General features: G+C 45.8%; 12 protein-coding genes. 10 read left to right on the forward strand and 2 right to left on the reverse strand.

Annotated elements, in window-relative coordinates:
* The first annotated feature begins 31 nt into the window (after nt 1-31).
* The gene (locus Q365_RS0103710) at nt 32-736 is read left to right on the forward strand and encodes a ThuA domain-containing protein (protein ID WP_035024330.1); all 705 of its coding nucleotides are present in this window, start codon (nt 32-34) and stop codon (nt 734-736) included.
* Between the two features lie 115 nt (nt 737-851).
* Here Q365_RS0103710 and Q365_RS25370 read toward each other — a convergent pair whose 3' ends face one another.
* Together Q365_RS25370 and Q365_RS0103720 are read right to left on the reverse strand one after the other, a co-directional pair.
* Complete coding sequence (locus Q365_RS25370) at nt 852-2,357, reverse strand: GGDEF domain-containing protein (RefSeq protein WP_081796127.1); 1,506 nt, start codon at nt 2,355-2,357, stop codon at nt 852-854.
* A 36-nt stretch (nt 2,358-2,393) separates the two neighbouring features.
* Entirely contained in the window at nt 2,394-2,906 is a 513-nt protein-coding gene (locus Q365_RS0103720; protein ID WP_035024333.1) for a hypothetical protein, read from the reverse strand.
* 428 nt (nt 2,907-3,334) lie between these two features.
* On the opposite strand from Q365_RS0103720, the gene Q365_RS0103725 reads away from it, so the two are divergent.
* From Q365_RS0103725 to tssJ, 9 genes are all read left to right on the forward strand, one after another.
* Complete coding sequence (locus Q365_RS0103725; protein ID WP_028022082.1) at nt 3,335-4,111, forward strand: phospholipase A; 777 nt, start codon at nt 3,335-3,337, stop codon at nt 4,109-4,111.
* A 260-nt stretch (nt 4,112-4,371) separates the two neighbouring features.
* Complete coding sequence (locus Q365_RS0103730; RefSeq protein WP_028022083.1) at nt 4,372-4,656, forward strand: type VI secretion system PAAR protein; 285 nt, start codon at nt 4,372-4,374, stop codon at nt 4,654-4,656.
* A gap of 852 nt (nt 4,657-5,508) precedes the next feature.
* A complete protein-coding gene (gene tssB, locus Q365_RS0103735; RefSeq protein ID WP_028022084.1) occupies nt 5,509-6,021 on the forward strand; it encodes a type VI secretion system contractile sheath small subunit in 513 nt (170 codons plus the stop codon).
* Between the two features lie 29 nt (nt 6,022-6,050).
* Nucleotides 6,051-7,526 (forward strand): type VI secretion system contractile sheath large subunit, encoded by a 1,476-nt coding sequence (gene tssC / locus Q365_RS0103740; RefSeq protein WP_028022085.1) that lies wholly within the window; start codon nt 6,051-6,053, stop codon nt 7,524-7,526.
* A 3-nt stretch (nt 7,527-7,529) separates the two neighbouring features.
* Nucleotides 7,530-7,967: a type VI secretion system baseplate subunit TssE gene (gene tssE, locus Q365_RS0103745; protein WP_028022086.1), complete on the forward strand. Its 438-nt coding sequence runs from the start codon at nt 7,530-7,532 to the stop codon at nt 7,965-7,967.
* Complete coding sequence (gene tssF, locus Q365_RS0103750) at nt 7,968-9,734, forward strand: type VI secretion system baseplate subunit TssF (RefSeq protein WP_028022087.1); 1,767 nt, start codon at nt 7,968-7,970, stop codon at nt 9,732-9,734. It begins immediately after the preceding gene.
* Nucleotides 9,698-10,741: a type VI secretion system baseplate subunit TssG gene (tssG, locus tag Q365_RS0103755; protein WP_028022088.1), complete on the forward strand. Its 1,044-nt coding sequence runs from the start codon at nt 9,698-9,700 to the stop codon at nt 10,739-10,741. Before tssF ends, tssG begins: the two co-directional genes overlap by 37 nt.
* A gap of 8 nt (nt 10,742-10,749) precedes the next feature.
* Nucleotides 10,750-12,204, forward strand: coding sequence for a type VI secretion system-associated FHA domain protein TagH (tagH, locus tag Q365_RS0103760; protein ID WP_028022089.1), 1,455 nt, complete (start codon nt 10,750-10,752; stop codon nt 12,202-12,204).
* A gap of 4 nt (nt 12,205-12,208) precedes the next feature.
* Nucleotides 12,209-12,676 carry a type VI secretion system lipoprotein TssJ gene (gene tssJ / locus Q365_RS0103765; RefSeq protein ID WP_035024462.1) on the forward strand — a complete coding sequence of 156 codons (468 nt, stop codon included), beginning with the start codon at nt 12,209-12,211 and terminating at the stop codon, nt 12,674-12,676.
* Nucleotides 12,677-12,678 lie beyond the last annotated feature (2 nt).

Consider the following 12,678-nt stretch of genomic DNA (forward strand, 5'->3'; position numbering starts at 1 on the left):
TCTATCAACACGTATCACTAAGGAATCGGCGATGGCAAAGAAAGCAGCTTTGTTTGTGGGGGGATGGGAAGGCCATACTCCAACAGTATTTTGTGACTGGGCAACCAAATTGCTCGAAGATGAAGGGTTTGAAGTGACGTCATATGACTCATTTGACCCTTTACTTGATACCAATGTGACGACAACACTCGACCTCATTGTGCCCATTTGGTCTAGCGCACGAAGCAGTCATCAGGATGAATTTGGCAATATCACGCGTGAGCAAGAGCAAGCATTGCTAGATACGATAGCAAAAGGCTGCGGCATAGCAGGTTGGCACGGTCATATGGGTGATGCATTTCGTGACCACCCCACCTATCACTTCATGATTGGTGGTCAGTTCGTCGCACACCCTCCTGGGTGGCCGGATAATCCAATCCCTTCTGACGATTTTGTCGATTATCGCGTTACCTTTGCGAAATCTGATGACCCTTTTATGAAAGGGTTAGAAGACTTTGATATACATGGCGAGCAATACTATATGCTGGTTGATCCGAGCAATGATGTTGTCGCTACCACTGTGTTTTCTGGCGATCACCTTCATTGGATTGAAGGCACAGTGATGCCAATTGCTTGGCGTCGTCGCTGGGATTCAGGGAAGGTATTCTATTGTTCGATCGGTCATACCGTTGAAGAATTGATGCATCCCATGGTGGACAAATTGATGCGTAAAGGTTTTGTCTGGGCGGCTAGGTAGTTAAGAGCGGAAGGTTTTATCTCGGCACAGTTCGAGGTTGCTTGAGGCCTAAGAAAGCAGCCACTGAGTGTGTTTCAGTAGCTATTTTTCGTTTGGTTCTGTTTGACTGTGCTTTCTACTTTAGATCAACTTTTTCGACTTCTTCTAGTTTGTCATTTGCGTCAATGTCCCAGTCGTCGCTTAACGTGATCTGTTGGTCATGCACTGCACCAATGGCAATTTGGTTTCGACCATTACGCTTAGCGCGATAAAGCAACGAATCTGCTTCATCGAATGCATCCGAAAACGACCATGCTGATGCAGAAGGTGGGATGAGTATCGCGCCAATGGAAAGTGTAACCACAGCTTCATCGGTGGCATGAGGGATTGCCAACTCTTCGACGCTGCTTCGTATCCGCTCTGCAACCGCTTCGAGTGAGTCCGCATTTTCAATTTGAAGCAGTGCGACGAATTCTTCACCACCAATCCTGAAGCACAAGTCATCATTTCGAAGTGCGTTTAGGATGGCGGTTGCCGTGGACTTGATCACTTCATCTCCGCGTGCATGCCCGAAGGTGTCGTTAAACGCTTTGAAGTGGTCAATATCGCAAACAACAATGCCAAAGAGCTTATTCTCGGCGCGTGTTGTATGTAAGAAGGACTCCGCGCGCTTCACATAGCTGTGGCGTCCTGCTAGACCTGTCAGGGCATCGGTATCTGATTGATGGCGTAATATCTTCATTTGCGATTGGGTTTTGAGTGTTAGTTTGTGAAGACCGCGAGCCAACACGCCAATTTCATCATGTCGGCGCAGTTCTTCTAGATCGGAGATATCAAGGTATTCGATGTCGTGGTCTATTCGTTTGGCTAGGCGGCTTAATGGTGCCACTAACCAATGAGTAACGCCGACAATCAGCAGCAGAGAAACGAATAACGCCACGGCAGCCTCGATCGCTAGGGTAACCAAGATTTGCTGTTTGAGAATAAACAGATTAGAGGCATCGAAAACCGCCCAAATGTTACCGCCATTTTTGTTGATAAGCGGTAATTGCACGATCAAAATTTCTTCATCTGGCTTCAGTTGAAAAGCTATATCCGGGGAACGAGAAGGAGTCCAGCGGGGTATGACTGATGACAAGCGTAAACTTTTTTGCAAAGCCTTTAGGTCATCATTTGTTTTATTGAGGACAAAATTCAGCTTTCTACTTCTCACTTCACTTTGGTTCTCGGGATCATCAAGCGAAGCCATGAGCTTAGTTTTTCTTGCATTAACATCGGCGATTTCGTCTTGCGTGACGTCTGTTCGCCATACAGTCATGTGCTCTCGTGAATAGCGTACACCGACGTGTTTTTGACTGTAATCTGACGTCCCTTCAATATCGAGGAACAGTAACTCTCCAATACTAACGAGTGCCTCTTTCTGAGAAGGCATCATTAAATTTGCATAGTTTCTGCCTGCGACCGCTGACGAAAAATCGCGAACTAAGCGTGTTAATGCACGTTCAGCCCGTTCTGTCGCGTAGTTAACTCGGCTATCCCATTCACTTTGATAGCGCGAGGCGCTCATACCCGCGATAAGTACTAACACCAACATCAGATGGGAAATAAAGAGAAGCTGATTTATCGTAAATTTCTTTAGCAAGCTAAGATCCGAATGATTTGCAGCCGTTGACCTAAATTATTCATACAGAGATGAAACTGGCTCAGTACAGGTGCCGTTGATACAAATGTCTTTGTAGGTATCATGACAATTTTGACAAAATGCGGGTTCTAATGAAGGGTGCATGCTACTGATATCTTCACCCTGTCGACTGTAACTTCCATACAGGGCCAGTCCACCGAAGTGCTCTGTTACCCAGATGATTCCCTGCGCTTCAGAGACTGCGATCACCGTCGGCCCATCACTGTAAGGGCCATGGGTTTTGTACTCTTCGAGTTTAGTGGGATTAACTCGGATCGTAAGAGGAGAGCCTTGCCCATCATTGATCCATGAATATGCTCTAACGGACTCTTGCATAAACAAAGAGGCATCAGGGGGGAGAACGGTATCTGCAGGAAGGTTCATGGATTCTTTGACAACGGGCCACTCTTCCCATCCTGCTGGGTAACTGGCAATTGAATCTGCGAATACTGAACTACTAAATAGTAGCGTAACAAAAACCACAAAATATCGGCGAGCCGAAAACAACATAAGGTAATTCCATTTTTAGTAACAACACTCGCCCCACTGACGAGATTAGGTCTCATTCATGATAATTGTTGCGCCAGTGATGAAACAGTTAATTGCTTCAATAATGCGGCCTAGTGGCTTTTTTATGTTGCATTCAAAGTATATCCAAGCAACCTGAAGATGCAGGATTCAGCGAACTTTACTGACGTTATGATCTAGGCATTCCTTTGCCGATCTAGTGATCTCCTTCATAAAGGAATAACACGCTTTTAGCTTCTAATACTTTCTATGCCTCTATTGCTCCTAGCTAGTTGCCTCATTGTTGATTCACGGGGCTAAACACAACAATGTTGGTTTGAGTGGCCTTCTATACTCTCGAGAAATTGGCTGAATGACAGGTGATACAGCGTCGCCATCAGTAAGTTTGACAGCATTCTCAGGGAGCTTTGATGAATACCAAGATCAACACGTTATGCAGATGGACCTTCTCTTTGTCCTTGATGATATCCCCATATGCCCATGCGATAGAAAGTGATTTCTCTGCGCATCGAGACAACTACCTGTTGCCCTACTACAAAGAAAGTCACGTTAATCAGGCACGTTTTGCTCCTTTAAACCCCAATGATAGTGACGCCAAAGATACCTTTGTACAGTTTCAATTTAGCCTCAAATATCAGATCTTTGAGTTTGATGAACACGGTCTTTATATCGCGTACACCCAACGTTCAAACTGGGAGGCTTATGATAGTTCTGCCTACTTTAGAGATAGCAACTATAACCCTGAGTTATTTTATCGGCTGAACTATGAATCGTGGCAACTGTCGCTCGGAGCCGAGCATGAATCCAACGGCGCTGGTGGTGAAAACGAGGTAAGTTGGAATAGAGTTTATGCAGATGTAAGACGCCGTTGGGAGTGGGGATATGTTCGAATCAAGCCATGGTTTAGAGTGGGTAGTGTGAGTTATAACCCCAATATTTCAGACTTTCTGGGATTTGGTGAACTAGAGCTTGGATGGCATCCAACAAGTCATCAAGAAGTGAAAGTTCTAATAGGAAATGTGTTCGCCGATGATGTTGATCGCATGCTTTATAGATTGAGTTGGAATTTTCCAATTTATCAAGGGTTAAGAGGATACTTGAAAGCGGAAACGGGTTATGGATTAACGGTCTCTAACTACAACTTTGATGACAGCGCTTACGGAGTTGGTTTTGCATTCAACTTCTAGCCGTTCAACGTGTCGGAAAGTGTCATCAAGACGTCGTTACTTGAGCAATTTGTTGCTTGTTGAGCAAGATTTTACCAACATTTGGGCAAACTGTTGCTTGGATAATTTTTGGTTTAATGCTAAGTAATTGATTTTAAATGGGGTAAATGTTGGCGTATTACTTGCTGTATTGATCTTGTTGTATTTATAACGAACGATAAATTCTCCGCCATTACCGTCGATTGGTAACTGGCTGCCTAACTGAACAAGGATGATATTTCATGGGTAATGCAGTTGTGCTAGGTAACATTGGTACTGATCATGACGGATTTCATCCATCTCCAGTGACCTCTGCATCTCCAGATGTGAAAGTTGACGGCATCCCTCTTGCACGCCAAGGAGATACTCTGGCGCCTCACGATAAACCTAAAAATCCCCCCCATGGACGAAGTATTGCGGCAGGTTCATCCACAGTGTTTGCGAATGGAAAACCAGTTGCGCGAACGGGTGATGCGGTTGGCTGCGGTGGCGTAGTAATTGGAGGTGGGACCGTCAATATTGGTTAATGTTGGCGATTGAATTATATGTTTATCACATGAATAGAAATAACCCCCTAGGGGATATCAGCCACAATTAATTCACCCTCTCATTAATATTTGCTCACAACATTCGCTGAGATGATAAAAGTACTATATTAATGACCCTCCTGAAAGCTAATGTCTTTCTTGTTAATAATCAACTATTCATGAAATGAGTTTAAAGTTGTGCTTTGTATCAATAATGAGTTATTTGTTTAACTGCTGATTATTATAGATGTAGATCTTGTTTCTATATTTTTCTATGCAAATTTTTACTTCTTTTTCTTGTGGTCTGTCGGGGTCATGTTTCATGATGTGCCCAGACATAAAATAAAAAGTTAGTATTGGTTTTAGCAATAACTAATTAAATATAACTAAAATTAGAATGTGCTTGTTCATCCCTATGCAAATGATTGAATCATCAGTAGAGAGTGGCGCACATGAAAAAATTTAAACGTTGGTTGGCAAAGTTCTACGGTGGTACTCGTAAATATTGATGGCGATTTAAAGCATCGGTTTCCTTGATTTTGTTTTTTGAATTTATTCTGTTCCTCAAGGTTTCTTGTTGTTTTTGTTCATCTTTTTCTGTTATCCCTCCCTGTGATCTCTGCTTTTATTGATAATTTTGCTTGTTGGAAATTTCTTGCTCGGCGTTGCTGGGTAAGTGACTTTCGGCTGCGCATATTATACCACTCAATCGCTTGGTTTCTATTTTGAGACGAGTGCTTTGATTTATCGATTATTTAAATCGGCTGATTTCTCTGTGTTGAAATTGGTGGGTTTAATTATGGCAACGATTCCGTTGTACGACATCTCTAAAACGTAAAGGAGAGCAAGATAATGGCGAAAGAGGGCAGTGTTGCACCAAAAGAACGTATAAATATTAAGTACGTTCCAGCAACAGGTGACGCGCAGGCAGAAATCGAACTTCCATTGAAAATGGTGGTGTTGGGTGACTTCAAAGGACACCCAGAAGATACGTCAATTGAGGAAAGAGAGGCTGTTTCTGTAGACAAGAATAATTTCACCTCAGTAATGAGAGAGAGTGGTCTTGCTATTACAACTTCCGTTCCAAATGTTATGACTGAGGAAGAAGGGCAAGAGCTTCCCGTGGAGTTGTCTTTTAAATCATTAGCTGACTTTTCACCGGACGCGATTGCGAAACAAGTACCAGAACTTAATAAACTTGTTGAACTTCGTGAGGCATTGGTCGCATTGAAGGGCCCTCTTGGAAATATTCCTGCATTCCGTGGACGCCTCCAAGAATTACTCGCATCGGAAGATTCACGAGAAAAACTATTGGCTGAATTGGATCTAGTTAGTGCTGACGATAAGCCAGCTCCTGACGCTTAACTCACGCAGAAGAGAAAAGGATTTTGTTAATGTCCGTACAAGAAAAAACGCTTGAGAGTTCTGTTAGCGAAAGTGGCAGTCTGCTCGACGAAATTATGGCGCAAACCCGCCTTGCTCCTAGCGAAGAAGGCTATGATATTGCGAAGAAAGGCGTTGCTGCTTTTGTTGAAAACCTGATTGGATCTGACAAAGAGCAAGAGCCTGTCAACAAGGCGCTGGTTGACCAAATGTTGGTTGAACTCGACAAAAAGATCAGTGCGCAAATGGATGAAGTACTTCACAGCGAGCCTGTGCAAGAAATGGAATCTGCTTGGCGTGGTTTGAAGCTGTTGGTTGATCGCACAGACTTTCGCGAGAACATCAAAATCGAAGTGTTACATGCGACTAAGCAAGAGCTTCTCGACGATTTTGAATTTGCACCAGAAACGACGCAATCTGGTCTCTATAAACATGTGTATTCAGCAGGTTATGGTCAGTTTGGTGGTGAGCCAGTTGCCGCTTTGGTAGGTAACTACGCGTTTACTCCGTCAACGCCGGATATGAAGTTGCTGCAATATGTGGGTTCGGTCGGAGCGATGGCACATGCTCCGTTCTTATCATCCGTATCACCAGAATTCTTTGGCATTGATTCGTTCGAAGAATTGCCAAACTTGAAAGACGTAGCGGCGACATTCGAAAGCCCTCGTTACACCAAGTGGCGTGCACTGCGTGAGTCTGAAGATGCACGTTACATTGGTTTGACCGCACCTCGTTTCCTGCTGCGTGTTCCTTACGATCCAGTTGAAAACCCAATCACGTCGTTCAACTATCGTGAAAATGTTAGCGAGTCTCATGAAAGTTACCTATGGGGCAACACCGCGTTCGCTCTAGCTTCGCGCCTCACTGAAAGCTTTGCTAAGTACCGCTGGTGTCCAAACATTATCGGTCCTCAAAGTGGCGGCGCAGTGGAAGATTTGCCTGTTCACCTGTTTGAATCTTTGGGTGCATTACAAGCTAAGATCCCGACGGAAGTGCTTGTAACTGACCGTAAAGAATACGAATTGGCAGAAGAAGGCTTTATTTCTCTGACCATGCGTAAAGGCAGTGATAACGCAGCGTTTTTCTCAGCTAACTCCATTCAAAAGCCGAAGGTGTTCCCTAACACCAAGGAAGGCAAAGAAGCGGAAACCAACTACAAGTTGGGCACACAGCTGCCTTACATGATGATCATCAACCGTTTGGCGCACTACATCAAAGTGCTTCAGCGCGAGCAGATTGGTTCATGGAAAGAACGTCAAGATCTTGAGCGTGAACTGAACACTTGGGTTCGTCAGTACGTAGCAGATCAAGAAAACCCGCCAGCAGAGGTTCGTAGCCGCCGTCCACTTCGCGCAGCTAAAGTTGAGGTCATGGACGTTGAGGGCAACCCAGGTTGGTACCAAGTGTCTTTGTCTGTGCGTCCGCACTTCAAATACATGGGTGCAAACTTTGAATTGTCACTCGTTGGTCGTTTGGATCAGGCGTAATTGATGGCAATCCCTGACGCAGATGATATCGCGTACGGCGTCAGCTTCTTTCAACGGTTAGAAGTTGACGCGCCACAGCGCTCTGTCACACAAGGTCCAGATCCTGCCGACGTGGTCGAGTCATTGAAAGTCAATGTATCGAATCTGCTAAATGCGCGCATTGGGGAATCCCTCAGTGCGCCCGATTTAGGGCTGATTGACTTTAACGACGCATCATTGAGTTCACATGATCTCGCTTTGCAAATTCGTCGTGCGATTCGCCGATGTATCGAGACGTATGAGCCTCGCATCAAGAGCATGGAAATCAACGTGTTGCCTGACAACGGATCGCCGCTCAATTTGCGATTTCAGATTTCAGCGTCGATCAACCTAGGTGCTATGCACAGCAAAGTTCAAATCGACCTTCTTTTAGATAGCAATCGAAAATACAGGGTAGTTTAGGTGTCAAGGAATCGATATTTCAGGGATGAACTTGCTTTCCTTAGAGAGCAGGGTCTTGAGTTTACGGAAGTTTATCCGCAGCTTGCCCGTTTTCTAAATAGCCGTAACACCGACCCAGATGTTGAGCGTTTGCTTGAAGGTTTTGCGTTCCTAACAGGGAGACTTCGTCAGAAAGTCGAAGACGAATTTCCTGAGTTAACCCATTCTATTATCAACATGCTATGGCCCAATTACCTTCGCCCTGTGCCAAGTATTAGCATTGTTCAATTTTCACCCGATGAAAAAGCGCTGACTTACGCTCAAACCATTGAAAAGGGCACTCAACTAGATGCCAACCCGGTATTTGGCACAGTGTGTCATTTTAGAACTTGCCGTGATGTGAGCATTTATCCACTTCGTCGTAATTCCGTCAGCACGGTTCACACCCGCGAAGCATCTTTGGTAGATGTGGATCTCGGTATCTTGGGCGATCAAAATGTGGGTCAAATTGGCCTTAAGTCATTGAGATTCTTTTTGAGCGGCGACACATACAGCGCTGAAATGCTGTACTTGTGGCTCAGTCATTACCTTGAAAAAGTGGAAGTGGTTGTTGGTGATAAAGTGGTCACATTACCAAAGAACTGCTTTAGAGCTGTTGGTTTTGATGGTGATGATGCCATTCTCCCATACCCCAAAAATGTTTACGAAGGGTACAGGATTTTACAAGAGTATTTGTCGTTCCCTGAAGCATTCCTCTTTTTTGATGTGACAGATCTCGGGCGCTATGTGCCTGCCGATGTCACAGGAAAATTCACGCTGCGTTTTAGTTTTTCTAAGACCTTGCCACCCGATGTCAGGGTGAAAGATGAAACGTTTGAGCTAAATTGTACGCCAGTTATCAACCTGTTTGAGCATGATGCTGATCCCATTGATCTCAATGGTAAAAGTGCAGAGTACAAAATCACGCCATCGAGCCGCTACGCTGCGCATTACGAAATATTCAGTGTGGATACCGTTCAGGGGTGGCAAGAAAACAACGTTGGGCGCATTCGCGGTCAAATCCGAACGTATACGCCGTTTGAGAGCTTCCAACATGAGATTGAACGCGCGAGAGATCGCAAAGCGCTGTATTACCGAGTTCGTGTCAAAGACAGTATTCATAACGACGGTTTTGACCACCACATTTCGTTTGTTCGAAGTGACGAAACAGAGTGCACTGGATTCAGTGAAGCCATTTCTCTCTCGTTAACATGCACCAACCGACAATTACCGGTTGAGTTGGGCAAGGGCGATATTTGTGTGCCCACAGATTCGTCGCCAGCATATGCAAGTTTCAGCAATTTAACCGAGCCCACGGCACCTATGCGTCCCATGCTGGACGGTACATTGCTATGGACGCTGATCTCTAATCTATCGCTCAATTATTTGTCATTGCTTTCAAAAGACGCGTTGTCTTCGGTGTTGCGCGCTTATGACTTTCGTGCCCTTGTCGATAGGCAAGCCGAGCGCGTATCTCGTCACCGCTTAGATGGCATTGTTGAGATCAATTCATCTCCAATTGAAAAGCTCATTCGTGGCTTACCGGTGAGGGGATTAAGGTCAGAAATCACCTTGTCTCAGGCCTCTTTTGGCTCTGAGGGTGAGCTTTATATTTTCGGCACCGTGCTCAGCCGTTTCTTCTCGCTCTACGCCAGCATTAACTCGTTTCACGAACTTGTCGTGATAAATGCAGATAACCAGGAAAGGTATACATGGGGTCTACAAAACGGACAACAGCCACTGATTTAGAGGCTTCCGTTGCTCCCGGTGTATCTGACGATATGGGGAGCGACAATTTCGATAGTTTGCTGCCCAAAAATGTGCGCGGCTACAACTTTTATCAGTTAGTGGAATTGCTGCATAACATTGGCGAACTCGATCCAGAGGATGAGGTATCGACATCAAGCAAGATTCTGTTTGGTGCTAATCCAGGCTTGGGGTTTGCAGCCAGTGATGTTTCCGCTCTTGATGCGGTAGAAGGCGACCGCTTGCGTCTTGAAACCACGTTCTTTGGAATGAGCGGCGCACAGTCTCCACTGCCGGGTTTTTTCATTGAAGACATCCTGACAGAAAGTGAGGAAACGGGTCTAAGAAAACCGTTTTTGGATTTCTTCAATCACCGCCTATTGACGTTGGTTTATCAAGTTTGGCGTAAATACCGTTACTACATTCGTTTCCGCGAAGGCGCGACGGATGCCTTTTCCGCGCAGCTTTTTGCGTTGGTGGGTTTGGCTGATGAAAACCTGCGGGGCGAGACACCCATCAACTGGTGCAAGATGCTTTCTTACGCTGGTGTATTGGCGGGAAGAAGTCGTTCACCACAGGTAGTAGCAGGCATCATCGCACACTGTTTCGATCTGGAAGATGTCTCTATTCGTCAATGGGAATTGCGCCACGTTGACATACCAGAAGAACAAAAAATGCGCTTGGGCATGGCCAATGCAGCTATCGGCATGAACTCTGTGATTGGGAGCAAAGTGGGTGACAGAAGCGGGAAGTTTGTCATTTGCATAAACGGTCTCACTCAAGCTCGTTTTCGCGATTTCTTGCCATCAGGTAAAGAATACCTGCCGCTTATCACGCTTGTAGAGTTTGTGCTGCGCGAACAAATGGCATTCGACTTAGAGCTTGGCATCAAACATGACGAAGCCCCACCCATGCAACTTAGCCAAAGCAAGCCTGCATCATTAGGGTGGTCATCATTCACGGGTGTGACTGATAAGCCTCGTATCGTGCGTATCCAAATTAGGCAATAGAGGGAACTATGTCACAACACTATTCGGACACGGAAAGTGAGCGTCAAGAAGCGCGTTTACAAGCGACGTTTGTTGTCACCAACACTCAACATCTTGAGGCGGGATTGTCAGCCTCACACACCTTTTCTCAAAGTGGTGGAACGCTAGGTGCGAGTCCTTCAGATGATTGGCACCTTCGTGACCGTGAAGGCCGCGTGTTTTCGCATCACGCCGAGATTGTTGAGGTGGATGGTCAATTGTGTTTGTTGGATGCCCGTGGTGCAAGCTACATGAATGGGGCCACCATGCCCGTTGGCGCAAGAAGATCTGTACGTTTGAATGACAACGACATGGTTCTGATTGGGCCTTATGAAATCCGTATCCATCTGACAGAAGAAGGCATGGCCGTTGGGCAGCACGGCTTGGAGAATGTGTTCTTACATCAGCATCGAGCAGAAGACATTGGCTCAGATTTAGATAGCGATGACGATGAGATGCTAGAAGATGATGTCATCGATGATCCGCTCGCTGCGTTAGATGCCATAAAAGTGTCTAACTCGCCAACTTTCGACCCTTTGGATGATCACACTGAATCACCAACCCCTAACCAAGAACGCGAAGATTATTTGCTCGCTCGTGACAAGGAATGGCATGGAAGTGAAAAAACTGTTCACGCCGACAGCGAATATGAAATGAGTTCTGCCATCACTTTGAAAAAGACTTTAAACAACGAGGATTCCCTAATGGATGACAAAACACTTGAGCGCCTAGAACGAGAAGTCGGGCAAGACTACGCAAAGCAGGACGCCGCGGAACAGGTTCATGGTGAGCAAGCGTTTTCTGGTTATTCAGGTAGTGATTACAGCGCAAATGTTTCTGCAGATGACACAAACCACTTGGTGGTTGGCCCCATGTTAAGAGGCTTAGGTGCACAAGCAGGAAACACGAACAATATGGCGGAGATGCAGGCGCTGTCAGAAGAGCTAGGAGCGTCACTTCAAGCAGCGGTTCGTGGTTTGTTGGAATTGCACGGTCAAGTGCAAGAAAGCCGCTATGGCGTGATGAACAAAAACTTACAGCCGATTGAAGACAACCCGCTTCGCCTTGGTCTCCCATACCAAGAAACCGTTGAAACTATGTTCGACCGTGACCGCAGTGCTGTGCATTTGTCTGCGCCGTCGGCCATCAGCGAAAGCTTGACCAATGTGCGTCATCACAATGAAGCGGTTCAAATCGCCACTATCGAGGCACTAGGTCAAATTCTTCGTGCATTCTCACCAGACGTCCTCATGCGTCGATTCAGTGCTTATCGTCGTCCTGGACAAGTTACCCCAGAGTCTGCAGATGCATGGGCGTGGAACATGTACAAAAGCTATTACAACGAGTTGACGTCAGACCGACAGAAAGGCTTTGAGAAACTGTTCTGGGAAGTGTTCGACCAAGCTTACGACCGCAAGCTTCGTGAGAAGCAGTTGGAGGTCTAACGTGATGTTACGTCTGATTGCCTTACTGGTCTTGCTGCAACTTGCGGGTTGTGCGGGATCAGATCTCCCACAAGATCAACCGACCACGGTGACATTTAGCATTGTGGCGACAGGGAACGTAAACCCCAATATTAGTGGCGATGCAACGCCAGTTGAAGTGCAGGTATTTGAGCTAGAAGACGACTCCATGTTCTTGTCGTCAGGTTTTGAACAATTGGAGGAAGATGCCAAAGCCGCACTTAAAAGCAACTACGTTGACCATCGAGATTATTCAATGGTTCCGGGCCAGTTCAAATTCGTCGATGAATTTGAGATTGAAGATGACACCCGCTACATCGCAACCATGGTGCGGTATTCCGACCCTGATGTCAGCGAGTGGAAGAAAGTCGTCAAGATCCTCCCGATAGGCAGGAAGTATCACCTGCTTTTCTTCATCGACACGAACGAAGTCAAACTCGATAAAGTGGAATAAAG

Origin of the sequence: Enterovibrio calviensis DSM 14347, from assembly GCF_000621165.1 — a bacterium.
Classification (GTDB): Bacteria; Pseudomonadota; Gammaproteobacteria; order Enterobacterales; family Vibrionaceae; genus Enterovibrio; species Enterovibrio calviensis.